The 26385-nt window shown below is 73.7% G+C and carries 22 protein-coding genes and 2 riboswitches; of the genes, 15 read left to right on the top strand and 7 right to left on the bottom strand.

The genetic code is table 11. The features are described from left to right. Nucleotides 1-2: 2 nt before the first annotated feature. Both cobF and cobN read right to left on the bottom strand, forming a co-directional pair. A complete protein-coding gene (cobF, locus tag P4R38_RS09305) occupies nucleotides 3-770 on the bottom strand; it encodes a precorrin-6A synthase (deacetylating) (RefSeq protein ID WP_275237697.1) in 768 nt (255 codons plus the stop codon). Beyond that, a complete protein-coding gene (cobN, locus tag P4R38_RS09300) occupies nucleotides 767-4513 on the bottom strand; it encodes a cobaltochelatase subunit CobN (protein ID WP_275237698.1) in 3747 nt (1248 codons plus the stop codon). Before cobN ends, cobF begins: the two co-directional genes overlap by 4 nt. 56 nt (nucleotides 4514-4569) lie before the next feature. Further along, nucleotides 4570-4645: riboswitch (cobalamin riboswitch) on the bottom strand. Between the two features lie 59 nt (nucleotides 4646-4704). Between cobN and P4R38_RS09295 the strand changes: the two genes are divergently transcribed. The 4 genes from P4R38_RS09295 to P4R38_RS09280 are packed head-to-tail and all read left to right on the top strand — an operon-like array spanning nucleotide 4705 to nucleotide 8611. Then, entirely contained in the window at nucleotides 4705-5562 is an 858-nt protein-coding gene (locus tag P4R38_RS09295) for a precorrin-3B synthase (RefSeq protein ID WP_275237699.1), read from the top strand. Then, the gene (locus tag P4R38_RS09290; protein ID WP_275237700.1) at nucleotides 5559-6221 is read left to right on the top strand and encodes a precorrin-8X methylmutase; all 663 of its coding nucleotides are present in this window, start codon (nucleotides 5559-5561) and stop codon (nucleotides 6219-6221) included. The genes P4R38_RS09295 and P4R38_RS09290 overlap by 4 nt, the downstream gene beginning before the upstream one ends. Continuing rightward, entirely contained in the window at nucleotides 6218-7738 is a 1521-nt protein-coding gene (locus P4R38_RS09285; RefSeq protein ID WP_275237701.1) for a precorrin-2 C(20)-methyltransferase, read from the top strand. Before P4R38_RS09290 ends, P4R38_RS09285 begins: the two co-directional genes overlap by 4 nt. A gap of 51 nt (nucleotides 7739-7789) precedes the next feature. Next, nucleotides 7790-8611, top strand: a complete 822-nt coding sequence (locus tag P4R38_RS09280) for an alpha/beta fold hydrolase (RefSeq protein ID WP_275237702.1) — start codon at nucleotides 7790-7792, stop codon at nucleotides 8609-8611. A gap of 6 nt (nucleotides 8612-8617) precedes the next feature. On the opposite strand, the gene P4R38_RS09275 is transcribed toward P4R38_RS09280, so the two are convergent. Together P4R38_RS09275 and cbiE are read right to left on the bottom strand one after the other, a co-directional pair. After that, the gene (locus P4R38_RS09275) at nucleotides 8618-9364 is read right to left on the bottom strand and encodes a cobalt-precorrin-4/precorrin-4 C(11)-methyltransferase (RefSeq protein ID WP_275237703.1); all 747 of its coding nucleotides are present in this window, start codon (nucleotides 9362-9364) and stop codon (nucleotides 8618-8620) included. After that, the gene (gene cbiE, locus P4R38_RS09270; RefSeq protein WP_275237704.1) at nucleotides 9361-10557 is read right to left on the bottom strand and encodes a precorrin-6y C5,15-methyltransferase (decarboxylating) subunit CbiE; all 1197 of its coding nucleotides are present in this window, start codon (nucleotides 10555-10557) and stop codon (nucleotides 9361-9363) included. The genes P4R38_RS09275 and cbiE overlap by 4 nt, the downstream gene beginning before the upstream one ends. A 35-nt stretch (nucleotides 10558-10592) precedes the next feature. Then, nucleotides 10593-10766: riboswitch (cobalamin riboswitch) on the top strand. A 36-nt stretch (nucleotides 10767-10802) separates the two neighbouring features. Between cbiE and P4R38_RS09265 the strand changes: the two genes are divergently transcribed. From P4R38_RS09265 to cobA, 4 genes are read left to right on the top strand one after another with little or no spacing between them, the layout of a single operon-like run. Further along, nucleotides 10803-12836 (top strand): magnesium chelatase subunit D family protein, encoded by a 2034-nt coding sequence (locus P4R38_RS09265; protein WP_275237705.1) that lies wholly within the window; start codon nucleotides 10803-10805, stop codon nucleotides 12834-12836. Beyond that, nucleotides 12836-13450, top strand: a complete 615-nt coding sequence (gene cobO, locus P4R38_RS09260; RefSeq protein WP_275237706.1) for a cob(I)yrinic acid a,c-diamide adenosyltransferase — start codon at nucleotides 12836-12838, stop codon at nucleotides 13448-13450. The genes P4R38_RS09265 and cobO overlap by 1 nt, the downstream gene beginning before the upstream one ends. After that, nucleotides 13447-15915 carry a cobyrinate a,c-diamide synthase gene (locus P4R38_RS09255; protein WP_277191922.1) on the top strand — a complete coding sequence of 823 codons (2469 nt, stop codon included), beginning with the start codon at nucleotides 13447-13449 and terminating at the stop codon, nucleotides 15913-15915. Before cobO ends, P4R38_RS09255 begins: the two co-directional genes overlap by 4 nt. Next, nucleotides 15912-16991 carry a uroporphyrinogen-III C-methyltransferase gene (gene cobA, locus P4R38_RS09250; RefSeq protein WP_277191921.1) on the top strand — a complete coding sequence of 360 codons (1080 nt, stop codon included), beginning with the start codon at nucleotides 15912-15914 and terminating at the stop codon, nucleotides 16989-16991. The genes P4R38_RS09255 and cobA overlap by 4 nt, the downstream gene beginning before the upstream one ends. On the opposite strand, the gene P4R38_RS09245 is transcribed toward cobA, so the two are convergent. Then, the gene (locus P4R38_RS09245; RefSeq protein WP_277191920.1) at nucleotides 16902-17516 is read right to left on the bottom strand and encodes a histidine phosphatase family protein; all 615 of its coding nucleotides are present in this window, start codon (nucleotides 17514-17516) and stop codon (nucleotides 16902-16904) included. The two genes, cobA and P4R38_RS09245, sit on opposite strands and share 90 nt — an antisense overlap. Nucleotides 17517-17737: 221 nt before the next feature. Between P4R38_RS09245 and P4R38_RS09240 the strand changes: the two genes are divergently transcribed. The 4 genes from P4R38_RS09240 to P4R38_RS09225 are packed head-to-tail and all read left to right on the top strand — an operon-like array spanning nucleotide 17738 to nucleotide 20714. Beyond that, entirely contained in the window at nucleotides 17738-17959 is a 222-nt protein-coding gene (locus P4R38_RS09240; protein WP_275237710.1) for a CbtB domain-containing protein, read from the top strand. 12 nt (nucleotides 17960-17971) lie between these two features. Continuing rightward, entirely contained in the window at nucleotides 17972-18757 is a 786-nt protein-coding gene (locus P4R38_RS09235) for a CbtA family protein (RefSeq protein WP_277191919.1), read from the top strand. Beyond that, nucleotides 18754-19791 (top strand): nicotinate-nucleotide--dimethylbenzimidazole phosphoribosyltransferase, encoded by a 1038-nt coding sequence (gene cobT / locus P4R38_RS09230; RefSeq protein WP_277191918.1) that lies wholly within the window; start codon nucleotides 18754-18756, stop codon nucleotides 19789-19791. The genes P4R38_RS09235 and cobT overlap by 4 nt, the downstream gene beginning before the upstream one ends. Further along, nucleotides 19788-20714, top strand: a complete 927-nt coding sequence (locus P4R38_RS09225; RefSeq protein WP_277191917.1) for a cobalamin biosynthesis protein — start codon at nucleotides 19788-19790, stop codon at nucleotides 20712-20714. Before cobT ends, P4R38_RS09225 begins: the two co-directional genes overlap by 4 nt. On the opposite strand, the gene P4R38_RS09220 is transcribed toward P4R38_RS09225, so the two are convergent. Both P4R38_RS09220 and P4R38_RS09215 read right to left on the bottom strand, forming a co-directional pair. Continuing rightward, on the bottom strand, nucleotides 20692-21447 hold the full coding sequence (locus tag P4R38_RS09220) for a cobalt-precorrin-6A reductase (RefSeq protein ID WP_277191916.1): 756 nt from the start codon (nucleotides 21445-21447) through the stop codon (nucleotides 20692-20694). The two genes, P4R38_RS09225 and P4R38_RS09220, sit on opposite strands and share 23 nt — an antisense overlap. Further along, complete coding sequence (locus tag P4R38_RS09215; RefSeq protein WP_277191915.1) at nucleotides 21444-22940, bottom strand: cobyric acid synthase; 1497 nt, start codon at nucleotides 22938-22940, stop codon at nucleotides 21444-21446. Before P4R38_RS09215 ends, P4R38_RS09220 begins: the two co-directional genes overlap by 4 nt. Nucleotides 22941-23010: 70 nt before the next feature. Between P4R38_RS09215 and P4R38_RS09210 the strand changes: the two genes are divergently transcribed. From P4R38_RS09210 to P4R38_RS09200, 3 genes are read left to right on the top strand one after another with little or no spacing between them, the layout of a single operon-like run. Next, on the top strand, nucleotides 23011-23661 hold the full coding sequence (locus P4R38_RS09210) for an ArsR/SmtB family transcription factor (RefSeq protein ID WP_277191914.1): 651 nt from the start codon (nucleotides 23011-23013) through the stop codon (nucleotides 23659-23661). Further along, nucleotides 23658-24893 (top strand): MFS transporter, encoded by a 1236-nt coding sequence (locus P4R38_RS09205; RefSeq protein ID WP_277191913.1) that lies wholly within the window; start codon nucleotides 23658-23660, stop codon nucleotides 24891-24893. Before P4R38_RS09210 ends, P4R38_RS09205 begins: the two co-directional genes overlap by 4 nt. 48 nt (nucleotides 24894-24941) lie before the next feature. Further along, nucleotides 24942-26354 carry an HNH endonuclease gene (locus tag P4R38_RS09200; protein WP_277191912.1) on the top strand — a complete coding sequence of 471 codons (1413 nt, stop codon included), beginning with the start codon at nucleotides 24942-24944 and terminating at the stop codon, nucleotides 26352-26354. The last annotated feature ends 31 nt before the right edge of the window (nucleotides 26355-26385 follow it).

Genomic DNA, 26385 nt, shown 5'->3' with positions numbered 1-26385 from the left:
CGTCAGGCGCGGCGGCGGAGCAGGTAGACGTCCATCACCCAGCCCGCCGCCGCGCGGACCCGGTTGCGCTCGCCGTCGATCTGCGGCGCTGTCGTGCGCAGGTCGCCGGACAGCAGCGACTCGTGCGCCGTGCCGAGGTTGGCTCCCCACCAGATGTGCCAGTCGTCGCCGAGCTCGACCGCGTCGAGGGACCGGTTGAGCATGACGACGATGTTGTCGGTGCCGCGGTCGGCCTCCTCGGCCAGCCGGCGCCCGGTCGTGACGGTGATCGGCGCCCCGATGTCGTTCAGCACCAACCGGTGCCGGGCTGCCAGCAGCTGGACGGCGCTGACGCCGGGAACGACCTCGATGTCCAGGGGCAGACCGGCGGCCGCCACCCGGCCGAGGATCCGCAGCGTCGAGTCGTAGAACGCCGGGTCGCCCCACACCAGGAACCCGACCTGCCGGCCGCGGTACGGCGCGAGGGCGTCCGCGTACGCGCTGGCACGTGCGTCGTGCCAGTCCTCGACCGCCCGCTCGTAGGAGCGCTGGTCGCCGACGTGCTCGGCGCGCCGCTCGCGGGGCGGGTCGTGGACGACGACGGTCTGAACGCCGGCGACGTGCTCGGCCAGCATCCGCTCACGGACGTGGACCAGCGGGTCGTCACCCCGCCGCTTGTCGGTCAGGACGACGACGTCGAGCGATCCGAGCGCGCGAACCGCCTGCAGCGTCAGATGATCCGGGCTGCCGCAGCCGATGCCGATCACGCTGACCCGGACGGGCGGGGTCACCGCTGCTCGCGGTCTTCGAGGTCGCCCTCCAGGTCGAGGTACACCTGCTGGAGAGCCTCCAGCGTGCCCGGCTCCGGCTGTTCCCACAGCTGCCGGTCGTGCGCCTCGTGCAGCCGCTCGATGATGCCGCGCAGCGCCCACGGGTTCGCCTGGCGCATGAACTGCTGGTTCTGCTCGTCCAGGGCGTACGTCTGCGCGAGCGTCTCGTACATGTGGTCGGTGACCACGCCGGTGGTCGCGTCGTACCCGAACAGGTAGTCGACGGTCGCGGCGAGCTCGAACGCGCCCTTGTACCCGTGCCGCTGCATCGCAGAGATCCAGCGCGGGTTGACCACGCGCGAGCGGAAGACCCGCGACGTCTCCTGGTCCAGCGAGCGGGTCCGGACGACGTCGGGAGAGGTCGAGTCGCCGATGTACGCCGCCGGGTCCTGCCCGGTCAGCGCGCGGACGGTCGCGACCATGCCGCCGTGGTACTGGAAGTAGTCGTCGGAGTCGGCGATGTCGTGCTCGCGGGTGTCGGTGTTCTTGGCCGCCACCGCGATCCGCCGGTACGCCGAGCGCATGTCGTCCTGCGCCGGGGCGCCGTCCAGGTCCCGGCCGTACGCGTACCCGCCCCAGGTCGTGTAGACCTCGGCCAGGTCGGCGTCGTCCCGCCACGAGCCGGACTCGATCAGCGGCAGGATGCCGGCGCCGTACGCCCCGGGCTTGGAGCCGAAGATCCTGGTGGTGGAACGGCGTTCGTCACCGTGCTCGGCGAGGTCGGCCTGCGCGTGCGCCCGGACGAAGTTCTGCTCGGCCGGCTCGTCGAGGGCGGCCACGAGGCGGACGGCGTCGTCCAGGATCCCGACGACGTGCGGGAAGGCGTCCCGGAAGAACCCGGAGATGCGGACGGTGACGTCGATGCGCGGCCGGTCGAGCTCGTCCAGCGGGACGACCTGCAGGTCGGTGACGCGGCGGGAGGCCTCGTCCCAGACCGGCCGGACGCCGAGCAGGGCGAGCACCTCGGCCACGTCGTCGCCGGAGGTACGCATCGCCGACGTGCCCCAGACGGACAGGCCGACGGAGCGCGGGTACTCGCCGGTGTCGGCGAGGTAGCGCTCCAGCAGGGAGGACGCGAGGTGCTGCCCGGTCTCGAAGGCGAGCCGGCTCGGGACGGCCTTCGGGTCGACGGTGTAGAAGTTGCGCCCGGTCGGCAGGACGTTGACCAGCCCGCGCAGTGGCGAGCCGGACGGGCCCGCCGGGACGTAGCCGCCGTCGAGGGCGTGGAGCACGTGGTCGAGCTCGTCGGTGGTGCGCGCGAGCCGTGGCACGACCTCGGTCGCCGCGAAGGTGAGCACGCGGCGTACGTCCGGCTCGGCGGTCGGGGCGTGCTCGGCCACGACGCCCTCCACCGCGGCCGGCGACCAGTCGGCGTCCTCCATGGCCTGGACGAGGGATCGGGCGTGCTGCTCGACGGCGTCGACGGAGCGCGTGTCGGCTCCACCTTCCTTGAGTCCCAGCGCCGTTCGCAGACCGGGCAACGCGCCGGCCTGACCGGACCACACCTGGGAGGCGCGCAGGATCGACAGCACGAGGTTGACCCGTGCCTCGCCGGTGGGCGCGGCGCCGAGGACGTGCAGGCCGTCGCGGATCTGAGCGTCCTTGACCTCGCACAGCCAGCCGTCGACGTGCAGCAGGAAGTCGTCGAACTGCTCGTCCTCCGGCCGGTCGGTCAGCCCAAGGTCGTGGTCCATCCGCGCGGCCTGCATGAGGGTCCAGATCTGCGCGCGGATCGCGGGCAGCTTGGCCGGGTCCATCGCCGCGATGTTGGCGTACTCGTCCAGCAGCTGTTCCAGCCGGGCGATGTCGCCGTACGACTCCGCCCGCGCCATCGGCGGGATGAGGTGGTCGACGATCGTGGCGTGCGCCCGGCGCTTGGCCTGCGCCCCCTCGCCCGGGTCGTTGACCAGGAACGGGTAGATGAGCGGCATGGAGCCGATCGCCGCGTCGGTCGCGCACGCCGCGGAGAGGGCGGCGTTCTTGCCGGGCAGCCACTCCATCGAGCCGTGCTTGCCGAGGTGGACGACCGCGTGCGCGCCGAAGCCGTGCTCCAGCCAGCGGTACGCCGCGAGGTAGTGATGCGACGGCGGCATGTCCGGGTCGTGGTAGATCGCGACCGGGTTCTCACCGAAGCCGCGCGGCGGCTGGATCATCACGATCACGTTCCCGGCCTGCAACGTCGCCAGGACGATCTCGCCGGCGTCGTTGACGAACAGCTCGCCCGGCGCCTCGCCCCAGGTCTCGCGCATCGCGTCGGTGAGCTCGTCCGGCAGGTGCGCGGTCCAGCGGCGGTAGTCGTCGGCGGCGATGCGGACCGTGCCGTCGGTCAGCTGGGCGTGGGTCAGCCATTCCTCGTCCTGCCCGCCCGCGTCGATCAACGCATGGATCAGCGCGTTCCCCGCCGCAGTGTCCCCACCATCGCTGGTTGAGCCGGACGAGCCGCTAGGCGAGTCCGAGTCGAAACCCGTTGCCGTACGGGGAGACTCGGCGTCCGCGGCTGCGGGGGTCTCGACACGGACTCCGCTAGCGCTCCGCCCGGCTCGACCGGCGGGGGTGTCGAGAAGGCGAGTGATGGTGTTGTCGGTGCCGAGGTCGTACCCGGCATCCCGCATCGCGCGCAGCAGCCGGATCGCCGAGACCGGGGTGTCGAGACCGACGGCGTTGCCGATCCGGCTGTGCTTCGTCGGGTACGCCGACAGCATCAGCGCGATCTTGCGGTCCTTCGCGGGGAGCCGGCGCAGCCGGGCGTGCCCGACCGCGATGCCCGCGAGCCGGGCGCAGCGCTCGTCGTCGGCGACGTAGGAGGGCAGGCCGTCCTCGTCGATCTCCTTGAACGAGAACGGCACCGTGATGATGCGCCCGTCGAACTCGGGGATGGCCACCTGCGTCGCCGAGTCCAGCGGCGAGACGCCGTCGTCGGAGTCCGCCCAGTCCTCGCGGGACCAGGTGAGGCAGAGGCCCTGCAGCACCGGGATGTCGAGCGCGGCCATCGCGGCGACGTCCCAGGCCTCGTCGTCCTCGCCGGCGCTGACGGCCGCCGGCCGCGATCCGCCGGCGGCGAGGACGGTCACGATCAACGCGTCCAGCGTGCCGAACTCCTGGATCAGATCGGCCGGCGCGGTGCGCAGCGAGGAGGAGAAGATCGGCAGCCCGACCGCCTCGCCGGTCGCGTCGATCGCATCGGCGAGCGTGTGGACGAACGCGGTGTTCCCGCTGGTCTCGTGGGCGCGGTAGAAGAGGACGCCGATCCGCACCCGGTCGCCCTCCACGGCGGGCCGGTCCAGCCGACCCCACTCGGGCGTGACGGCCGGCGGCTCGAACCCCTCGCCGGTGAGCAGGACGGTGTCGGACAAGAAGGCGTGCAGCTGGGCTAGGTTCGCCGGGCCGCCCTGGGCGAGGTAGGCGTGCGCCTGAGCGGCGATGCCGACCGGGACGGTGGACAGCGACATCAGCTCGGCGTCGGGCGTCTGCTCACCGCCGAGGACGACGGTGGGGGTGCCCGAGGCGGTGATCGCGTCCAGCCCCTCCTGCCAGGTGCGGGCCGTGCCGAGGATCCGTACGACGACGAGGTCGACGCCGGCGAGCCGGTCGGGGAGGCCCTCCGGCGGCGTACGGCTGGGGTTGCCCAGGTCGTACGAGGCACCGCTGGAGCGAGCGGACAGCAGGTCGGTGTCCGAGGTGGACAGCAGCAGGATGCGGGTCATCGCCGGGAACTCCTTCGCGGGGTTCGCGCCCCGTAGTGGTCGGAGGTCCTCACGGTCAGTGTCTGGCTGGCCGGCGCGGGTGGCGTCGGCGTCACAGTGGCGGAACCGCCCCGGACTCTCACCGGGTTCCTGGGTCACGCGAGGACGTGCGGGCTCAGGGTACTGGACGGTCCCGTGCGAGCATGTGCGCCGTGACGCGCACCCGACCCGACCGCTGCCCCGGGATCACCCGGCCCTGGCCGGCGGACGACGGTGGCGTGCTGCGGGTCCGGCTGCCGGGTGGACGGGTCGCAGCGCCGGCGCTCACGGCGCTGGCCGACGTCGCCGACGACCTCGGTGACGGGCACCTGCACCTCACGTCGCGGGCCAACGTGCAGATCCGCGGCGTTCGGGACGACGCCGCCGCGGCCGACCGCATCGCCGGGGCGGGGCTGCTGCCGAGCCCGGCGCACGACCTGGTGCGCAACATCGTGTGTACGCCGCTGACCGGGCTGGCAGGGGGAGTGGCCGACCTGCGCGGGGTGCTCGCCGACCTGGACACCGCCCTGCTCGCCGACGACGCGCTCGCGGCCCTGCCCGGGAAGTTCCTGTTCTTGCTGGACGACGGGCGCGGCGACGTCGTCGGCGCGTCGCACGACCTCGGCGCCGTCGCGACCGGCCCGGACCGAGCGCTCGTGCTGATCGACGGACGAGCCCACCGGGACGTCGTGCTGGCGGACGTGGTGCCGGCGCTGATCGCTCTGGCGCACCGGTTCCTCGCCGTACGTGGCGAGGGGCGAAGCGCGGCCTGGCACGTCCACGAGCTCGCCCACGGCCGTGACGAGCTCGGGGCGACCACGCCCGTCCCTCTGCCGCAGGCAGCGCCTCCGCTGCCGGGCTCCCTGGCCCAGGACGACGGCCGTTGGGCTTACCACCGCACCTGGCCGGACGGCGTCGTACCCAGCGCCGGGGTACGCGAGATCATCTCTCTGGCAACGGAGCTCGTCGTCACGCCCTGGCGAGGCCTGATCGCCACGAACCTGAAGCACCGCCCGGAGGACCTCGCGTGAAGCCGCCCACCCGACGCTACGAGTACGAGACGGACGGCGCGGCGATCTACCGCGCCTCGTTCGCGACGATCCGGCGGGAGGCCGACACCGCGCACCTGCCGGGTGACGCGGAGAAGGTCGCCGTCCGGATGATCCACGCCTGCGGGCAGCCGGACCTGGCGACCGACCTGCACGTCACCGAGGACTTCGTCGGCGCCGCGCGCGCCGCCCTGCGCGCCGGCGCGCCGATCCTGACGGACGCGCAGATGATCGCCGCGGGCGTCACGCGCCCCCGCCTGCCGCGCGACAACGACGTGGTCTGCCTCCTGCGCGACGAGCGAGTCCCGTTGCTGGCGAGGGACTTCGGGACGACGCGATCGGCCGCAGCGGTGTCGCTGTGGACCGAGCGCCTGGAAGGGGCGGTGGTCGCGATCGGCAACGCCCCGACCGCGCTCTTCCACCTGCTGGAGCTGCTGGCCGACGGCGCGCCGCGTCCGGCCGCCGTGGTCGGCGTACCCGTCGGGTTCATCGGCGCGGCCGAGTCCAAGGAGGCGCTCGCGGCGTACGCCCCGCGGATCCCGCACCTGGTCGTGCACGGCCGGCGCGGCGGTTCGGCCATGGCGGTCGCCGCGCTCAACGCACTCGCCCAGGACGACGAGATCGGGGCGAGCGTCCGATGAGCCGAGGCACGCTGTACGGGGTCGGCGTCGGGCCGGGCGACCCGGAGCTGTTGACCCTCAAAGCCGCTCGGCTGATCGGCGCCGCCGACGTGGTCGCCTACCACGCGGGTCGTCCTGGGTCGTCCAACGCGCGGGCCGTCGTCGCCGACCTGCTCGGACACGCGACGGAGGAGGAGCTGGTCTACCCGGTCACGACCGGCGCCACCGAGCACCCGGGCGGTTACGCGGGCGCGATGGAAGACTTCTACACCGAGTCCGCCGCACGTCTGATCGCTCACCTCGACGCCGGCCGGGACGTGGTGCTGCTGTCCGAGGGTGACCCGCTGTTCTACGGCTCGTTCATGTACATGCTCGACCGCATCGCCCCTCACCGCCCGGTCGAGATCGTGCCCGGCGTGACCTCGATGGCCGGTGCGACCGCGTCGGCTGCGCTGCCGCTCGTCCGGCAGACCGACGTGCTCACGGTGCTCCCCGGCACGCTGCCGGAGCCCGAGCTGGCGCGACGCCTCGCCGACACCGACGGCGCGGTGATCATGAAGCTCGGCCGGACGTTCCCCGCCGTACGCCGCGCGCTGGAGTCCGCCGGACGGCTGGACGACGCCGTGTACGTCGAGCGAGCCTCCACCGGACGCGAGCGTCGCCTGCCGGTGGCGGACGTCGACCCGGCCACCGTGCCGTACTTCTCGATCGTCCTGGTCGACGGCGACACCTCACCGACCCGCACCCGTCACGGCGAGGTGTCTGGAGAACCTCTGCAGCCGAAGCAGGTTGCCGAGGTGCTCGTCGTCGGGCTCGGCCCGGGCCCGGACCGCTGGTTGACGCCGGAGGTCGCCGCGGCGCTCGCGGAGGTCGAGCACGTCGTGGGGTACGCGCCGTACGTCAACCGGGTCCCACAGCGGTCCGGCCTCCAGCGGCACGCGAGCGGCAACACTGTCGAGGTCGACCGGGCTCGCCTCGCGCTCGACCTCGCGCGTCGTGGCGAGCGAGTCGCCGTCGTCTCGGGCGGGGACGCGGGTGTCTTCGGTATGGCCGCGGCCGTGTTCGAGGCCCAGGCGACCGATCCTGCGTACGACGTCGTGCCGGTCCGGGTCCTTCCCGGCGTGTCGGCGGTGCAGGCGGTGGCCGCGCGGGCGGGTGCGCCGATCGGCGCCGACTTCGCGGTCGTCAGCCTGTCCGACCGGCTCAAGCCCTGGTCCGTCGTCGAGGAGCGGCTGGCGGCCATCGCCGCCGCCGACCTGGTGCTCGCGATCTACAACCCGCGGTCGAACGCCCGACCCGACCAGATGGCCCGGGCCCAGCGAATCCTGCTGCAGCACAAGGACGCCGGCACTGTCGTCGTCATCGGACGTGACGTGGGACGGGCCGAGGAGTCGCTCTGCGTCACCACCATCGGCGAGCTCGACCCTGCGTCGATCGACATGAAGTGCCTCGTGATCGTCGGAGCCTCGAGCACCCGCGTGACCGCGGCGGGTCAGGTGTGGACGCCTCGGTTCGTGGACGGTGAGCGGCGCGTTTGAGGCGGCACCTCCTGGGTAGCCGAGTCCAGGGGCACACGAGAGGACGCGCAGATGACGACGACCACGACCGGCTCAGTGACGCTGCACTACCAGGACACCGGTGGCTCCGGGCGTCCGGTCGTCCTGATCCACGGCTGGCCGCTGAGCGGTGAGGCGTGGAAGGACAACATCCCCGTGCTGCGGGACGGCGGCTACCGGGTGATCGCCTACGACCGGCGCGGTTTCGGTCAGTCGGACAAGCCCGCCACCGGGTACGGCTACGACGACCTCGCCGACGACCTCGCGAACCTGATGACCGAGCTGGACCTGCGGGACGTGACGCTCGTGGGCTTCTCCATGGGCGGCGGCGAGGTCGTCCGCTACCTCGCCCGGCACGGCGCCGAGCGGGTGCACTCCGTGGTGCTCGCCTCGGCCGTGACGCCGTACCTCATGAAGGGCGGCGACAACCCGGACGGCCCGCTGACCAAGGCCGAGGCCGCGAAGATGGCGGCGTCCCTCACCACGAGCAGCGACACGTTCTACGACGGGTTCATCACGGACTTCTTCTCCGCCCACGGCGAGCTGGTGGTCAGCGAGGACCAGCGGCAGGAAGCGATCGAGCTGTGCCGGCAGGCGAGCAAGGTCGCAGCGCTGCAGGCGATGACCGCGTTCGGCACCACCGACTTCCGCGACGACCTCGCCGCGGTGACCGTCCCGGCCCTGGTCATCCACGGCGACGCCGACGCGACCGTGCCGTTCAAGGGCAGCGGCCGGCGTACCCACGAGTCGCTGCCCGGCAGCGAGCTCGTCCTGGTCGAGGGTGGTCCGCACGGGATCAACGTCTCCCACCAGGGCGCGTTCCACAGCGCGCTGCTGGACTTCCTGCAGCGCTGAGCGATCTCAGCGCGTCCGGCGCTCGCGGGCGGGGTCGTAGAGGAAGGAGCCTCGGGACGTCCGCGCGGCGAGTGCCGGGCCGACCAGGATCAGGGCGGCCTGCGTGAGGCCGGCCCGCTCGACCTGCTCACCGATGGTCGCCAGCGCGCCGATCAGCACCTGCTGGCCCGGCTGCGACGCGCGGTACACCACCGCCACCGGGCACGCCGCGCCGTAGTACGGGGTGAGCCGCTCGGCCAGCTCCGTGGTCCGGCGCACCGACAGGTGCAGCACCAGCGTCGAGCCGGTCGCGGCGAACCGCTCCAGCTCCTCGGCCTCCGGCATCACCGTCGAGCGCTGCTGGGTCCGGGTGAGGACGACCGACTGCGCGACCTCCGGAACGGTCAGCTCGGCCCGCAGCAGCGCGGCGGCCGCGGCGTACGCGGGGACACCCGGCACGACGTCCCACGGCACGCCCGCCACGTCGAGCCGCGCCTTCTGCTCGGTCAGCGCGGAGTACACCGACGGGTCGCCCGAGCACAGCCGGACGACGTCCTCGCCGCGCTCGTGCGCCGCGACCAGGTGCTTGGTGATCTGGTCCAGGTCGAGGTCCTGGGTGTCGACGAGCTCGGCGTCCCGCGCGTACGACAGCACCTCCTCGTCGAGGTACGTGCCGGGGTAGAGCACGGTCCCGGCCGACTCCAGCAGCCGGACGGCGCGCACGGTGAGCAGGTCAGCGGCGCCCGGTCCGGCGCCGACGAAGTGGACGGTCATCGCTGCAGGCTCCACTGGATGACGGCGCGCGACGGTCGCCAGCCGCTCATGCTGCCCAGCGGCTCGGCGCTCTCGATCCAGATGCGGGTGAGCTGGCCGCCGTGCTCGCGCTGCGCCGCGACGAGCAGGGTCTCGGTCTCGATCGTCACCGCGTGGGCGACCAGCCGGCCGCCGGGCTCGAGCGCGGCCAGGCACGCGTCGAGCACGCCGTCGCGCCCGGCGCCCCCGCCGATGAAGATCGCGTCCGGGGTCGGTAGGTCGGTGAGGGCGTCCGGTGCCGCACCCGTGACGACCCGCAGCTGCGGCTGGCCGAGACGGGTGGCGTTGCGCGAGATGCGTTGCGCGCGTTCAGGACTCGCTTCGACGGCGACCGCCTCGCAGGTCGGGTGCGCGCGCATCCACTCGATGGCGATCGACCCGGCCCCGGCTCCGACGTCCCACAGCAGCTGCCCGGGGCGCGGCTCCAGCCGGGCGAGCGCGGTGGCCCGGACGTCGCGCTTGGTGAGCTGGCCGTCGTGCTCGAACGCCTCGTCGGGCAGGCCGGGCGTCAGGCCGTACGACGGTGCGTCGGCGGGGCAGGTGATGCACAGCAGGTTGAGGGTGGCCACCTCCGCCGACCAGCCCGCAGCGCTCCCGCGCTCGCGCCACTCGTCCGGTGCACCGAGTCGGGACCAGGCGACCACCTCCGCCTCGCCCATGCCGTGCTCGTCCAGGAGGGCCGCGACCGCCGCCGGCGTCGTCTCGTCCGCGGACAGCACGATGAGCCGTCGGCCCGGCGCGAGATGGCGCGCGAGCCGGTCGACCGGGCGGCCGACGAGCGACACGATGGTGGTGCTCTCGTACGACCAGCCCATCCGGGCGTGCGCCAGGGCCACCGACGAGACCGCGGGGACGATGTCGACCCGCTCGGCGCCCAGCAGCTCGACCAGGGTCGTACCGACACCGGACAGCAGCGGGTCGCCGGACGCCAGCGCGACCAAGTTGCGCCCGTCGTACTGCGCCAGCAGTGCGGCCAGCCCGTCGCGCAGGGGAGAGGGCCAGGTGCGGCGTACCTGGCGAGGGACCTCCGGGACCAGGTCGAGGTGGCGCTGTCCGCCGACGACGACCTCGGCCGCGGTCACGATGTCCTGGCTGTTGCGCGGAAGGCCTCCCCAGCCGTCCGCGCCGATGCCGACCACAGTCACGGTGCTCACAGCGGCTGACCCTAGTGGGCAACGTCGGTTAGGGTGCCCAGCGGCAGACGTGAGGTGCACGGGAAGCCGGTGAGACTCCGGCACAGGACCCGCTGCGGTGACCGAGGATGCCATCGACGCACGGCGTACGGACGCCGGCCACTGGGTGACCGGGAAGGCGCGTCGATGGGCTCGGAAGTCCGAAGACCGGCCTCACGCCGAACGACCGTGCCGCGTGGTCCCGGCACGTTCCGCGGGAGTCCAGCATGCATGCAGCCCTACCCACCTTCCCCTTCAGCGCGGTCGTCGGCGCCGACGACATGTCGCTCGCCCTGCTGATCACGGCCGTCGCGCCGGACGTCGGCGGCGTCCTGGTCCGCGGCGAGAAGGGCACCGCCAAGTCCACCACCGTCCGCGGGCTCACCGCGCTGCTGCCGCCGGTGGACGTCGTCGCCGGCTGCCGCTTCTCGTGCGACCCGGCCGCTCCCGACCCGCGCTGCCCGGACGGTCCGCACACCGCTATCGGCACCTCCAGCCGCCCGGCACGCCTCGTCGAGCTGCCCGTCGGGGCCAGCGAGGACCGTCTGCTCGGCTCGCTGCACCTGCACAAGGCCCTCGCGGAGGGCGTCGCGGAGTACGACCCCGGCCTGCTCGCCGCGGCGCACCGCGGCCTGCTGTACGTCGACGAGGTCAACCTGCTGCAGGACCACCTGGTCGACGTGCTGCTCGACGCCGCGGCGATGGGCCGGTCCACCGTCGAGCGGGACGGCGTCTCGGTCTCCCACGCGTCGCGGTTCGTGCTCGTCGGCACGATGAACCCCGAGGAGGGCGAGCTGCGGCCCCAGCTGCTGGACCGGTTCGGGCTCACTGTCGAGGTCGCGGCGCCTAGGGACCCGCGGACCCGCGTCGACGTCGTACGGCGGCGGCTGGCGTACGACGCCGACCCGGCCGGGTTCGTCGCGGACTGGCAGGAGCGGGAGAGCGACCTGGCCCGACGGGTGCAGCAGGCCAGGGCGGCGGTCGGCTCGGTCGAGCTGTCCGACGCTGCGCTGATCAAGATCGCCGAGGTCTGTGCAGCGTTCGAGGTCGACGGCATGCGCGCCGACATCGTCACCGCGCGGGCCGCGAGCGCGCACGCTGCCTGGCACGGACGGGACCGGGTGACGATCGAGGACATCCGCGCGGCCGCTCGGCTCTCCATCCCGCACCGTCGCCGTCGTAACCCGTTCGACGCGCCCGGCCTGGACGAGGACCTGCTCGACCAGATCCTGGGCGAGGAGGAGCCGCCGCCGCCACCGCCCGGCGGGGGCGAGCCCGAGCCGGAGAGCGGGCCCGGGAACGGGCCGTCGGGTGGCGACAGCGGGCCGAACGACGGACCGACCGCCGACCCGGTCGGGGGGGAGGACGCGCCCGGCGACGGGCCCTCGGAGGCGGCCCCGGAACGCGCCCCGGAACGCGCCCCGGCGCAGGCCCCGGCCGGGTCCGGCGGGTCGACGCTCACCGGCGCCGGCACGCCCTACCGCGCGCGGCTGTTCAGCGTGTCGGGTACCGGAGCGGGCGAGGTGGGCCGTCGCTCGCCGGCGGAGTCGAGCCGCGGACGGACGGCCGGCGCGCGGCGTACCCCCGGCGACGGCTCGTCCGTGCACCTGGTCTCGACGATCCACGCAGCCGCCGGACGCCGTACGCCCGGCGCCGGCCGGCTGCGCGTCACCCCGACCGACCTGCGGTACGCCAGGCGGATCGGCCGCGAGTCCAACCTCGTGCTGCTCTGCGTCGACGCGAGCGGCTCGATGGCGGCCCGTCGGCGGATGGAGCAGGTCAAGACGGCCGTGCTGTCGCTGCTGCTGGACGCCTACCAGCGGCGCGACAAGGTCGGGCTGGTGACGTTCCGCGGCGACGACGCCGAGCTGCTGCTGCCGCCGACGTCGTCGGTCGATGTGGCGGCGCGGCGTCTGCAGGAGATGCCCGCCGGCGGCCGTACACCGCTCGCCGAGGGGCTGCTGCGCGCGGCGGAGACGCTGCGCCTGGAGTCGCTGCGTGACCCACGTCGGCGCCCGCTGCTCATCGTGGTGACCGACGGTCGCGCCACCGCCGGCGCCGACGCCGTACGCCGGTCGCAGCAGGCCGCCGCGTACCTCGCGAGCTCGGGCATCGCGTCCGTCGTGATCGACTGCGAGACAGGGAGATTCACCATGGGGCTCGCGCGCGACCTCGCGGCGCACCTCGGTGCCGAGCACGTCGCCGTCGGGGAGGTGGCGGCCGAGCACCTGGTCGCCGCGGCCGGACGGAGGGCCTCCTGATGCCGAAGGGGCAGCCGACCGTCGTCCCCGACGACCAGCTCACCACCCGGCAGCGGCGCAACCGGCCACTCGTCATGGTCCACACCGGCGACGGCAAGGGGAAGTCCACGGCCGCGTTCGGACTCGCGCTGCGCGGCTGGAACCAGGGCTGGTCGATCGGGGTGTTCCAGTTCGTGAAGTCGGCGAAGTGGCGCATCGGCGAGCAGGCCGTCCTCGAACGCCTCGGCGCGCTGCACGAGCAGGAGGGCGTCGGCGGGCCGGTCGAGTGGCACAAGATGGGCTCCGGCTGGTCGTGGTCGCGCAAGGCCGGTAGCGAGGACGAGCACGCCGCGGCCGCCGCCGAGGGCTGGGCGGAGATCAAGCGCCGCCTCGCGGCCGAGACCCACACGCTGTACGTGCTGGACGAGTTCACCTACCCGATCCACTGGGGCTGGGTGGACGCCGAGGACGTCGCCTCGACCCTGGCCGACCGGCCCGGCCAGCAGCACGTCGTCATCACCGGACGGCGGGCGCACCCCCGGCTCCTGGAGGTCGCCGACCTGGTCACCGAGATGACCAAGGTCCGCCACCCGATGGACGCCGGCCAGAAGGGCCAGCGGGGGATCGAGTGGTGATCCGGCTGCCTCGGCTCGTCGTGGCCGCGCCCGCGTCCGGCCACGGCAAGACCACCGTCGCCACCGGTCTGATGGCCGCGCTGCGCGGCCGCGGGCTCGCCGTCGCGGGCCACAAGATCGGGCCGGACTACATCGACCCCGGCTACCACGCGCTCGCGACCGGCCGGCCAGGGCGCAACCTCGACCCCCAGCTGGTCGGGGAGGAGCGCATCGTCCCGCTGCTGCTGAACGGCGCTCGCGACGCGGACGTCGCCGTCGTCGAGGGCGTCATGGGTCTGTACGACGGCGCGACCGGACGACGGGGGTTCGCCTCGACCGCGCACGTGGCCGGGCTGATCGGAGCGCCGGTCGTGCTCGTGGTCGACGCCTCGCACGCCGCTCGCTCCGTGGCGGCGGTGGTCCACGGGCTGGCGACGTTCGAGCCGGGTGTCGCTGTCGCCGGCGTGATCCTCAACAAGGTGGGTTCACCGCGGCACACGCAGGAGATCCGAGATGCCCTGGCGGACAGGGGCTTTCCCCTCATCGGCGTCCTGCCTCGGGACGCCGGGGTGGTCGCGCCCAGCCGGCACCTCGGCCTGGTCCCGGTCGCCGAGCAACCGTCGGCCGCGGCCACGATCGACCGGCTCGCCGGCCGCGTCGCCGAGCACGTCGACCTCGACGCCGTGCTGCGCATCGCCGCGACCGCGCCGGACCTGGATGCCGAGCCGTGGGACGCCTCGGCGCAGGTCGCACCGGTCGCCGGTGCACCGGTCGCCGGTGCACCGGTCGTCGCCGTCGCCGCCGGCCGGGCCTTCACCTTTCGGTACGCCGAGACGGACGAGCTGCTGCGCGCAGCAGGGGCTCGCGTGGTCGAGTTCGACCCGCTGACCGACGACGCGCTGCCCGACGGCACTCGTGGCATCTATCTGGGCGGTGGCTTCCCCGAGACCCACGCCGCCGAGCTCGCGGCGAACGAGCCGATGCTGCGCGCGGTCCGTACGGCGGTCGCGGCGGGAGTTCCCGTCGTCGCCGAGTGCGCCGGCCTGCTCTACCTGTGCGAGTCCCTGGACGGGACGCCGATGGTCGGAGCGGTGCCCGTGACCGCGCGGATGACGACGCGCCTCACCCTGGGCTACCGGCACGCGAGGACGTCCGGCGATGAGGGCGTTGTCGTCGGCCACGAGTTCCACCGGACCACGGTGAGCGAGCGAGCGGGTGCCGAGCCCGCGTGGCTGCTGGACGGCTCGCCGGAGGGCTTCGCGCTCGACCCGGCCGGCGTCGGCCGCCCGACCGTGCACGCGTCGTACCTGCACACTCACTGGGCCGGCCACCCGTCGACGGCCGAGCAGTTCGTCGCCGCAGCCGCCGCACCCGCCGCACTGACCTCCCCTGCCTCGCCGAGTGCGCGTGTCCTGCTGGATCCGGACCGGGTGAACCAGCAGGACACGCGCACTCGACCGGCGGTCTCGGCGTGGCACCACGGGGACGAGGAGGTCGGACCGGGCCTGGTCGACCTCGCGGTCAACGTGCAGCACGCCGACCGGCCGCCGTGGCTCGAGGAGGCTCTCCACGCCGCGCTGGCGGAGCGCGCGTACCCGAGCCCGGCCCGCGCGGTCGACGCGATCGCCGCACGGCACCGCCGGCCCGGCGACCAGGTGCTGCCGACCGCCGGTGCCGCCGAGGCGTTCACGCTGATCGCCCGCGCGCGCTCCTGGCGTCGCCCCGTCGTCGTGCACCCGCAGTTCAGCGAGCCGGACCGGGCACTGCAGGCAGCAGGACGCCGGCCCGAGCACGTCGTCCTGCACGCCGCCGACGGGTTCGCGCTCGACCCGGCGCTCGTACCCGCCGACGCCGACCTCGTCCTGGTCGGCAACCCCACCAACCCGACCGGCCGCCTGCACGAGCGCGCTGACCTGCACGCCCTGCTCCGGCCCGGCCGGGTGGTCGTCGTGGACGAGGCGTTCCTCGACGCGGTGCCAGGTGAGCCGGAAAGCGTTGCAGCAGAGCAGCGCTCGGGACTCGTGGTCGTACGCAGCCTCACCAAGACCTGGGCCATCCCCGGCATCCGAGCCGGCTACCTCGTCGCCGAGCCCGAGCTCGTGAGGGCCTTCGCGGAGCAGCAGCCGCACTGGTCGGTGAGCGCGCCGGCCCTGGCCGCGCTGGTTGCGTGCTCGTCCGACGCCGCCGTCCAGGAGAGCGAACGACGGGCCGCGCTGGTGGTCGAGCACCGGCAGGTCCTGGAGCAGGTCCTCGCCGACGCGGGCGTCCCGTTCGTCCCCGGTTCGCAGGCGCCGTTCGTCCTCGCCCGACCTGGTTCTGGCGTACGAGAAAAGCTGCGAGACAACGGGTTTGCCCTGCGGCGAGGGGACACGTTCCCGGGTCTGGACGACACCTGGGTCCGCATCGCCGTCCGCGAGCCCGCCACGTCCCGACGTCTCGGACGGGCGCTCGTCCGGGCCCTCCCACGACAGGAGGCCGCGTCGTGACGACGTACACCGCAGAGCTGGACGTCGAGGGGCGGCGGGTGCTGCTGGTCGGCGAGGGCGCGTCGCTGGTCGGTGAGGCCACGGGCCTGCTCGCCGCCGGCGCCCGGCTCACGATCGCGGCTCCCGCCGTACCGGCCACGGTCGAGGACCTGGCGAGCCGCGGACTCCTCATCTGGACCGGAGCCGGCTGGGGCATCCCTGATCTCGACACGGCCGACCTGGTCGTCGCGACGACATCGGACCCCGCTCTCGACGCAGCGTGCCGGACGGCGCGGGTCTGGCTCGTGCACCGCCGGACGGCTTCGCCGCGCCGTCGGAACGGAGCCGGCCGCGTCACGCTCGTCGGCGGTGGACCAGGCGACCCCGGGCTGCTCACCGTGGCTGGACGCGACGCGCTCGCCGCCGCCGACGTGGTGGTCTGCGACCGCCTCGCTCCCGTCTCTGCGCTCGCCGGCCTGGACGTCGAGGTCGTCGACGTCGCCAAGGTCCCGCGCGGGCGGTCCACGTCCCAGGAGGCGATCAACGCGCTGCTCGTCGAACGGGCGCGTTCCGGTCAGCACGTCGTCCGACTCAAGGGCGGGGACGGTTACGTGTTCGGCCGGGGCGGTGAGGAGGCGATCGCCTGCGCGGCCGCGAGCGTCGAGGTCGTGGTCGTCCCCGGCGTCTCCTCGGCCATCGCCGGACCTGCGCTGGGTGGCATCCCGCTCACGCATCGCGGTCTGTCGCAGGGGTTCTCTGTCGTTTCCGGGCACGTCGCACCCGACGATCCCGCGAGCACCGTCGACTACGGGGCTCTGGCGCGGTCCGGGACGACCCTCGTGCTGCTCATGGCCGTCGCCACGCTGCCGGCGATCCTCGAGGCGCTGCGGGACGCCGGCCTGCCCCCCACGACGCCGGCCGCGACGGTGGCCGACGCCGGACTGCCGTCCCAGCGCGTGGTGCGCTCGACGGTCGCCCATCTGGCGGAGACGGTCCAGGCGAACGGCCTAGGCGCTCCCGCCATCACGGTCGTCGGCGAGGTCGCGGGCCTGGAGCCACTGGGGGTACGGCCGCAGGCGCACGAGACTCCAGCCTGACCCACCCGGGCGCTCGCGGCTCAGCTCGACCCCGTCCAGCGGGCCGGCGCTGACCTGCCGGTGAGCCTCCGCGGGCGCTCCCAGCGCGACCACCACGAGAGCCCGGAGCACCGCGGGCGAGGTGACCACGATCGCGAGTCCGTCGCCCTCGTGGAGGTCCAGCGACCCGCGTACGCGCTCGTGCAGCGCGGCGACGCTCTCACCGCCGTGGCCGTCGTACGCGGGGTCGCCGAGCCAGCGTTGGAGTGCCTGCGCGCCGTCGGTCGCCACGACCTCCTCCAGGCTCTTCCCGGACCAGCGACCGGCGTCGAGGTCGGCCCACGCGACGTCGCCCGATGCATTCACGCCGAGGACGGATGCCGTTGTTGAGCAACGCCGTTCGGGACCCGACGTCGCCCAGGTGAGGCGCCGTGAGAGCGGGCCCAGCTCCGGTACCGGCGACAGCTCGTCCTCGTCCAGCGGGAAGCGCGCGGTGCGCGTCGCGGCCGTCGGAGCGTGCGCGACGGCGAGCAGTCGGGACCCCATCGTCGTTCCTCCTCAGCAGGTCGCGGCGCGCATTGACCGCGCGGCTCGGCAGAGCATAGGTTGACCCTGCCCGCGACCACGGGAAGCCGGTGGGAATCCGGCGCAGTGGCGCTACTGTGTGGCCCTTTCCAGGGCCGAGTCAGACCCCGTCCGCGGCAGACATCGCGCACCGACCGGTGCCCGATCCGATTCTTTGGGACGCACCATCCCAGGAGGTCACCATGGCTCAGCCTGCCGCTGTCAGCACCCCCACCACCGCCGTCGAGGTCCCCACGATCTCCGTGCGCCAGACGCTTCCCTGGCTCGCGTTCTTCGGCCTGGTCGCCCTGATCGCGATGTACTTCGTCGGTGCCGAGCAGGGTGCGACGCACCTGATCTCCGGCGCCGGCGTGCACGAGTGGGTCCACGACGGACGTCACCTGCTCGGCTTCCCCTGCCACTGAGCGCGGCAGACGTTGCTGTCGGCCCGTCAGCTCCTGGTCTACGGGCTCATCGCCGGGTTCGTCGCAGGCCTGCTGGCCTTCGGCGTGGCCCGGACCGTCGGTGAGCCCTCCGTCAACGCCGCGATCGCGGTCGAGGAAGGCGCCCCCTCGACCACGCACTCGCACACGAGCTCCCCTGCTGCTCCTCACGATCACGGGGACGAGGACGAGCTCTTCTCCCGCGGCACCCAGTCGACCTGGGGGCTGCTCACGGCCACTCAGGTCTTCGGCACCGCCCTCGGCGGTCTCGCCGGCCTGATGTCCGCCCTCGCGATGGGTCGCATGGGCCGGTTGCGCTCGGAGGTCACCACCGCTGTGACGGTCGCGGTCGGCTTCGTCGCGGCGTACGCGGTCCCGTTCGCGAAGTACCCGCCGAACCCGCCCGCCGTGGGCGACCCCGACACCATCGCCGAGCGCACCACGACCTTCTTCGGGTTCATCGCGCTCAGCGTCGTGGTCGCGGTCGCGGCGGTGTACCTCGCCACGTACCTGTCCCGTCGTCATGGCGGATTCGTCGGCGTCGCAGCCGGATCCGCCGCGTACGGCGTGGTCATGCTGGTCGCGGCGCGGCTCATGCCGACGTACCACGAGGTGCCGCACGACTTCCCCGCGACGACGCTGTACGACTTCCGGTTCGCCTCGTTCGCGACCCAGCTGACGCTGTGGGCGGGCATCGCCGTCGTGCTCGGTCTGCTGCTGGTACGCGCCACCCGGACGGCCCGCACGTCGGTTGCTCCTCGCGAGCTCCAGCCGGCATGAGCGCGCGCGTCGCCGCCGCGGTCGACCGGCGTGCGGTCGGGGAGGCTCGCGAGCGGCTGGCCGGGCTGGCCACTCCGCCCGGCGCGCTCGGCCGCCTCGGTGAGGCGGCCGTGTGGCTCAGCGGCGTCCAGGGCACCTGTCCGCCGCGGCCGCCCTCGGACGTCCGCGTCGTCGTCCTCGCCGGCGACCACGGCGTGGCGCAGCACGGAGTCACCGCGTTCCCGTCCAGCGTGACCCCGCTCATGGTGCGGGCGTTCGTCGACGGCACGGCGGGTGTGTCGTCACTGGCGCGGCAGCACGGTGCCCAGGTGCGCGTCGTGGACGTGTCGGTCGACGACGACCTGGCCGGCCTGCCGGCGGAGGTCACAGCCGGCAAGGTCGTGCGAGGCAGCCGGCCGATCCACCTGGAGGACGCGGTCAGCCCGCAGGCCTGCGAGCAGGCACTTGCGCTCGGGGCACGCCTGGCCGACGAGGCCATCGACGACGGCGCCGACCTGCTCATCGGCGGTGACATGGGCATCGGCAACACCACCCCGTCCGCCGCCCTGATCGCGGCGTCCCTGGGCATGGCCGCCGAGCAGGTCGTCGGTCGCGGTACGGGTGTCGACGACGAGGGGCTGGCCCGCAAGCAGGACGTGATCGACCGAGCGCTGCGGCGCGTCGGTGACCGTGCCGACGACCCGCTCGTACGGCTCGCCGCGCTGGGTGGGGCGGACCTCGCCGCGCACACCGCGTTCCTCGCCCGAGCGGCCGAGCGCGGCGTCCCGGTGCTCCTGGACGGTGTCATCTCGGTCGCCTGCGCTCTGGTCGCCGAGGACCTCCAGCCGGGCTGCGTCGCCTGGTTCGCGGCCGGTCACCGCTCGCCCGAGCCGGCGCAGACCCTCGCCCTGGACAAGCTCGGCCTGCAGCCGCTGCTCGACGTCGGCATGCGGCTCGGCGAGGGCTCCGGCGCCGTGGCGGCGCTGCCGCTGCTGCGTTCTGCCGCTGTGCTGCTGTCGGAGGTCGCACTGCTCGCGGACGTGCTGGGTTCGTGAGCGCACGCGCGGCCGGGCTGCTGCTCGGCTTCGCACTCGATCGGCTGCTGGGCGACCCGAGCCGCGGCCATCCGGTCGCGCTGTTCGGCTCACTCGCGCGGCGGCTGGAGGCCAGGACCTACGCGCAACGTCGGCTCAGGGGGGCGACGTTCGCGGGGGTCCTGGCCGGCGGTCCGGTCGTCGTGGGCGTCCTGCTCGAACGATCCGTACGGCACCGGCCGGTGGCCGCAGCGCTGGTGACGGCCGCGGCCACGTACGTCGTCCTCGGCGGGCGCACACTCGAACGCGAGGCGCACGCGGTCGCCGCGCTGCTGGAGGCGGATGACCTGCCGGGCGCGCGGCGCCGGGTGACTCACCTGGTCGGCCGTACGCCCGACCGGTTGTCGGCTCAGGAGGTCGCGCGCGCGGCCGTGGAATCGGTCGCGGAGAACACCTCCGACGCCGTCGTGGCGCCGTTGCTCTGGGGCGCGGTCGCGGGCGTGCCCGGCCTGCTCGGTTACCGAGCGATCAACACGCTGGATGCGATGGTCGGTCATCGCACTGAGCGCTATGTCGAGTTCGGTTGGGGGAGCGCGCGACTCGACGACGTGGCGAACCTCGCACCGGCCCGTGCCACGGCCCTTCTCGCCGGGGTGACGAGCGGCCGACCCGCCGAGGCCGTCCGGGTGTGGCGGCGCGACGCGAGCCAGCATCCGAGCCCGAACGCCGGGCCGGTGGAGGCGGCGTTCGCCGGCGGTCTCGGCGTCCGGCTGGGCGGGCGCAACTCCTACGACGGAGCGGTCGAGGACCGCGGCGAGCTGGGGGACGGGCCCGGCGCCGACGTGCCGGACATCCGTCGGGCCACGCACCTGGCCCGGCGGGTGGACGCCGCAGCGGCTGCTCTGACCGTGGCGCTGGCCGTCAGGCTGGGCCGCCCTCGCTGAGCACCCAGTCCAGCGCGGCATCCGACGACGCCACGACCGGCACGTCGTCCCCGCCCGGCCACGCAGGTCGGCGCACGACCACCACGGGTACGCCCAGGTCGCGGGCCGCGTCGAGCTTCGGCTCGGTGTGGCTACCGCCGGAGTCCTTCGTCACGAGCACGTCGATCTGGTTGCGCTGCAACAGCTCTCGTTCACCGTCGAGGTGGAACGGGCCGCGGCTCCGGATGACGCGCCACCCGGTGGGGAGGGCGATCGCCGGGTCGTCGACGACCCGGGCGAGCACGTCGTGCTGGCGCAGGGACGGCAGGAAGTCGGTCAGGTGCTGGCGTCCGGTGGTGAGCAGGACGCGGCGACCGAGGCGGGCCGCCGCCGCGCCGGCGGCGACATGGTCGTCGACCCAGTGCCAGCCGGCCGCTGCCGGGTGGTCGGTCCAGCCTCGGCGCGCGACCCGAAGGAGGCGCACCCCGACCTGACGGCAGGCGACGACCGCGTTGGCCGAGATCCGCGCCGCGAACGGGTGAGTCGCGTCCACGACGGCCGATATGTGCTGTGTCAGGAGGTATCTCGACAGTCCGTCGACCCCGCCGAACCCACCGACGCGCGTCACGCCTTCGGGCAGCCGGGGTGCCTGCACGGCTCCGGCCAGCGACGACACGACATCGATGTCACGGGCGACCAGCAGCCGTGCCAGGTCACGCGCCTCGCCCGTGCCTCCGAGCAGCAGGACCGTCATCGCGGACCCGCCGGCACGAAGGGGAGGCCGCTCGGCGCGCCACCGTCGATGAGCTCGACCAGGCGGTCACCGCCGATGTGCTCCTCGACCAGGTCGGCGAGCAGGTCAAGACGCCGCATCCGGGCCTCCGCGAAGGTCAGTGTCGGATCGGGCACGAACGTGGTCCGGCCGGCTGCCCGCGCGGCGTCGGTCAGCACGGCACGCCGGAACGCGTCGTGCTCCAACGACCCGTGCCACATCGTGCCTCGTACACCGCCGGTCGCGGCGCCGTCGAGGAACGGCTCGGCGGCCGGTCCCGTGGTGATGCGGCCGTGGTGGATGACGTAGCCACCGACGGGGTGGCCGTCCCAGGTGTCGCTCACGAGGGCCAGGGCCTTGTCCGCCCCAAAGGTCGTGGTGATGTCGAGTAACCCCAGCCCGTCGGCGCGAGAACCCGGATCGCCTTCCACACCAGCAGGATCCGCGATGTGATGGCCCAGCATCTGGCAGCCGCCGCAGATGCCGAGCACGTGGCGTCCGGACGCGGCTACCCGACGTACGGCCTCGTCCAGCCCACGCTCGCGCGCCCAGGCCAGGTCGCCGAGCGTGGAACGGGTGCCGGGCAGGACCACGAGGTCGGCGGCGTCGACGTCCTCGGGCCGCGACGCGAAGCGCACGTCGACGTCCGGCTCCAACGAGAGCGCGTCGACGTCGGTGAAGTTGCTGATGCGCGGGAAGGCGAGCACAGCCACCCGCAGGGCGTCGCCGGCGTCCCGGGGGAGCGGACGCTGGTCGAGCGCGACGGCGTCCTCGGAGTCCAGCCACAGCCCGTGCTGCCACGGCAGGACACCGAGGACGGGGCGACCGGTGAGGCGTTCCAGCTCGGTGGTCCCTGGCGCGAGGAGCGACACGTCGCCTCGGAACTTGTTGACCACGAACCCGGCCACCAGTGCCTGGTCCGCCCGGTCGAGCAGGGCGAGCGACCCGTACAGCTGCGCGAACACACCGCCCCGGTCGATGTCCGCGACGACGACCGTCGGGATCGCGTCGTGCTGCGCCAGCCCGAGGTTGACGTAGTCCCACGCGCGCAGGTTGATCTCGGCGATGCCGCCCGCGCCCTCGCAGACCACCACGTCGTACCGCGAGCGCAGATCGTCGTACGCCGCGAACGCCGCCTCCGCGAGGTGCGCGCGGCCACCGGCGTACTCGTTCGCCTCGAGCCGTCCGGCGGGTTCGCCCATGACGACGACGTGCGACCGGCGGTCGCTGCTGGGCTTGAGCAAAACGGGGTTCATGGCGGGCTCCGGCTCGGCGCCCGCGGCGACCGCTTGCACCCACTGGGCCCGCCCGATCTCGGCGCCGGCGGCGGTCACCATCGAGTTGTTCGACATGTTCTGCGCCTTGAACGGCGCGACCTTGACGCCCCGCCTCGACAGCAGGCGGCAGACCCCTGCGGTCACCACGGACTTGCCGGCGTCGGACGTCGTCCCGGCGACGAGAAGGCTTCCTGGCACCCGGGCACTGTAGTCGGGGAGTTATACAAGAGGCCTTGTACGACTGGGGCGGCGTCGTGAGGATCGACGCATGACTCGTCGTACCGCCGCTGAGAGACACCGCGACACCGAGCCCGGCTCCTCGGAGTGGCCGCCGCGAGGCGCAGCCCTGGTCGAGGCGCTGACGGCCTTCCACCACCCCGTCCGACGACAGCTGTACGAGGTGCTGCTCGCCCACGGGCCGTGCAGCGTGGGCCGGCTCGCCGAGCTGACCGGACTGGCTCCCGGCTCGGTGAGTCACCACCTCAAGCCGCTGCACCGGCACGGGTTCATCGAGGCGGCCCCGGACGAGGCCCGCGACACCCGGGAGTCGTGGTGGCGCGCCTCGCGCCGCCGGCTGGCCTGGAGCGGAGACGACTTCGAGGCCGGCTCGGCCGCCCGAGAGGTCGGCGAGATCGCCGAGCGCGCCAACTTCGAGCACCAGACCCGGGCGGTCGTCGCCTGGCGACGCCACCGGCACGCGCTGCCCGCGCCGTGGAACGAGACCGGCTTCTCCAGCGACATGTTCGTCCGCGCCACGCCCGAGCAGCTGGACGACCTGGAGGAGCGGCTCGATCAGGTGCTGCAGGAGTGGCGGGCGAGCTGTACGGCGGACGAGGCCGCGCATCCGACCCCCGACCGCCTGCCCGTACGCGTGGTCGTGCGGGGCTTTCCGAGCGACCCGACCTGGAGCGAGCGGTGACCGCCGCCGTGACCGAGGCGCCGGCCCTCATCGCCCAGCCGCCACCACCGGTCCGCCGGGACCGCATGGTGCAGGTGTGGCTGCTCACCGCGGCGCTGTCGTGGTTCGGCGACGCCGTCTTCGCCGTCGCGCTCGCCTGGACGGCCGTGCACCTGGTGTCGCCAGCCCTCGCGGGGCTGGTCGTCGCGGTCGAGATGGTCCCGCAGGCGCTGCTGGTACTGGTGGGTGGCGTGCTGGCCGACCGGGTCGACACGCGCCGGCTCCTGGTCCTGGGACACATCGGCCGGGCCGCGGTCCTGGTCGTCGGCGCGGTGCTGTGGTCGCAGGTCGGCCCCTCGCCGGTCGTGCTCGCCGGGGTCGCGCTGTCGTTCGGGGTGATCGCGGGCCTCACGATGCCGGCCGGGGCGACCCTCGCGCGGCAGCTGGTCCACGTCGACGACCTCGCGACGGTGTCCGGCTGGTCGCAGATCCTGGGACGGCTCGCGCGGCTGGCGGGCGCGCCCGTCGGCGCCGTCGTCGTCGCGCAGGCCGGCATGGGCGCGGCGATGCTGATGGATGCGGTGTCGTTCGCGGCGATGGCCGTCCTCCTGCTCGTCGTGGTCCGGCCGCGGTTCCGGATGCCGCGCACGCCGCACGAGGGCTGGCGGTCCTCACTCGGCGGCGGGCTGTCCTACCTGCGCCGGGCGCCGGCCGCGCGGACCCTCGTCGTGGGCATCTGCGCGCTGAACGTCTTCATCGGACCGGTCATCGGGATCGGGGTCGCCCTGCGCGTCACCCACTCCGGGTGGGCCGCCACGTGGGTCGGTCTCGCCGAGGCGGTGTTCGGCGCGGGCGCCATCGCCGGGAGCGCGCTCGCGATCCGCGTACGGCCGGCCCACCTGGCGCGGGCGGGGTTCTGGGTACTGGTGGGGCAGGGCGTGGCGATCGTCGCGGTGGCGATGCCGGCGCGGGCGCTGCTGCTCGCCGGCATGGCCGGGATCGGTGTTGCGGCGGGCCTGGCGTCGGTGTGGATCAGCACGGCCTATCAACGAGCTGTCGCGGTCTCCCATCTCGGCCGGGTCTCCTCGCTCAACCAGCTGGGCGACCTGCTGATCCTGCCGGTGACCACACCGGTGTTCGGTGCCTTCGTGAGCGGCGTCGGAGTGAGTTCCGCCATCGGGATCTTCGGTGCGGCGATGACGGCGATGTGTCTCTGGTTCGCGACCCGACCGCTCATCCGCGCCCTGACCTGACCGGCGGCAGGCATTGCACCCACATTCGAACACCTGTACGATATCTGCATGGGGAAGACGCCACAGCTCGGCAGCACCGCAACGGCGGTCGGTGTTGCCGAGCTGCGTGCGTTCCTCGACCTTCTTTCCTCGCTCGGCGCCGCAGTCGCCGACGTGGGCGACGCCGATCGCGTCGACCAGCTCGCCCTGCTGGAGCAGATCCGCGCGGCGTGCGTGGCCGCCCAGGCGCGCGTCATGGTCGAGTTCGCCGACTCCCAGGTCGCGGCCCAGGAAGCGCTCGGCGTGCCGGTGCGTGAACGCGGTCGTGGCGTGGCCGACCAGATCGGGCTCGCCTGCAAGACCTCACCGCAGGCCGCCGCCCGACGTCTCGGGCGGGCGCGCACTCTCCTGGCCGACCTGCCTGCCACTGGTGCGCTGCTGGCCACCGGGCAGATCGGTGAGCGGGTGGCCGACGCAGCCGTGCGGCAGACCACGCACCTGGACGCCGCCGACCGGCGGGCCGTCGACGACGTCGTCGCAGCCCATCTGCCACGGATGTCTGCACCCGAGGCCGACCAGGCTGTACGCCGGCTGGCGCTCGAGCGGGATCCGGGCGGGGCCGTGCGGCGTGCGGATGAGGCGGCGCGCGAGCGGGGTATGTGGATGAGGCCGGCGGCCGACTGCATGGTCAAGGTCACGGCGATGCTGCCGGCGGTGGAGGGGCTGACCGCCTACGAGGCGCTCGACCGGGCGGCTCGCGACCGTCGCCGTGGCGGCGACCCACGGACCCTCGACCAGCTGCGCGCCGATCTCCTCACCGAGCGACTCACCGGTCGTTCGTCCGCGGACGGGGTTCCCGTGGAGGTCGGGCTGGTCATGACGCCCGAGGCCCTGCTCGACGACGGGGACGAGCCGGCCACGCTGCGCGGGCACGGCCCGATGCCGGCGGCGCTCGCTCGCGCCGTGATCGCCGGTGGCCGCGGTGACGGTACCGATGGCGACCCGCGTTCGTCCGAGCGCGCACAGGCGTGGGTGCGACGCATCTTCACCGACCCGGTCGACGACTCGGTGCGGTCGGTCGACCCGCGGCGCCGGTTGTTCGACGGCCACCTGCGCCGGCACATCGACGTCCGCGACCAGGTGTGCCGCACGCCGTTCTGTGACGCCCCGATCCGGCACCGCGACCACGTCGTCCCGAACGCCGGCGGCGGCGAGACCGTCGTCGCCAACGGTCAGGGGCTCTGCGAGCGCGCCAACCACGCCAAGCAGATGCCCGGCTGGCGGGCGCGGGTGACGGCGGACCGACCGCACGAGGTCGAGGTCGTGACGCCGACCGGGCACCGCTACTCCTCACAGCCGCCGCCGGCGCTCGGCCCGGGCGCGCGACGGCGCCCGATGAGCATCCTGCGGTTCTCGGCCGGCACGCTGCGGGACGACCCCGATGTCGTCCGACGGCAGCTGCGCGCTGCCGTCGCCGCATAACGCGCGTGTCATCCGCCGCCCGTACCTCGGA

Origin of the sequence: Luteipulveratus flavus (assembly GCF_029439465.1) — a bacterium.
Lineage (GTDB): Bacteria > Actinomycetota > Actinomycetes > Actinomycetales > Dermatophilaceae > Luteipulveratus > Luteipulveratus flavus.
The sequence above is the reverse complement of the archived record's forward strand: the minus strand, read 5'-3'. Positions and strand labels throughout refer to the sequence as shown.

What these genes read in the sequence shown, in the direction of transcription:
- cobN (WP_275237698.1), bottom strand. Translation starts at nt 4,513, where the DNA reads ATGACCCGCATCCTGCTGCTGTCCACCTCGGACACCGACCTGCTGTCC.
- P4R38_RS09285 (WP_275237701.1), top strand. Translation starts at nt 6,218, where the DNA reads ATGAGCCGAGGCACGCTGTACGGGGTCGGCGTCGGGCCGGGCGACCCG.
- P4R38_RS09280 (WP_275237702.1), top strand. Translation starts at nt 7,790, where the DNA reads ATGACGACGACCACGACCGGCTCAGTGACGCTGCACTACCAGGACACC.
- P4R38_RS09275 (WP_275237703.1), bottom strand. Translation starts at nt 9,364, where the DNA reads ATGACCGTCCACTTCGTCGGCGCCGGACCGGGCGCCGCTGACCTGCTC.
- P4R38_RS09265 (WP_275237705.1), top strand. Translation starts at nt 10,803, where the DNA reads ATGCATGCAGCCCTACCCACCTTCCCCTTCAGCGCGGTCGTCGGCGCC.
- cobO (WP_275237706.1), top strand. Translation starts at nt 12,836, where the DNA reads ATGCCGAAGGGGCAGCCGACCGTCGTCCCCGACGACCAGCTCACCACC.
- P4R38_RS09245 (WP_277191920.1), bottom strand. Translation starts at nt 17,516, where the DNA reads ATGGGGTCCCGACTGCTCGCCGTCGCGCACGCTCCGACGGCCGCGACG.
- P4R38_RS09240 (WP_275237710.1), top strand. Translation starts at nt 17,738, where the DNA reads ATGGCTCAGCCTGCCGCTGTCAGCACCCCCACCACCGCCGTCGAGGTC.
- cobT (WP_277191918.1), top strand. Translation starts at nt 18,754, where the DNA reads ATGAGCGCGCGCGTCGCCGCCGCGGTCGACCGGCGTGCGGTCGGGGAG.
- P4R38_RS09220 (WP_277191916.1), bottom strand. Translation starts at nt 21,447, where the DNA reads ATGACGGTCCTGCTGCTCGGAGGCACGGGCGAGGCGCGTGACCTGGCA.
- P4R38_RS09210 (WP_277191914.1), top strand. Translation starts at nt 23,011, where the DNA reads ATGACTCGTCGTACCGCCGCTGAGAGACACCGCGACACCGAGCCCGGC.
- P4R38_RS09200 (WP_277191912.1), top strand. Translation starts at nt 24,942, where the DNA reads ATGGGGAAGACGCCACAGCTCGGCAGCACCGCAACGGCGGTCGGTGTT.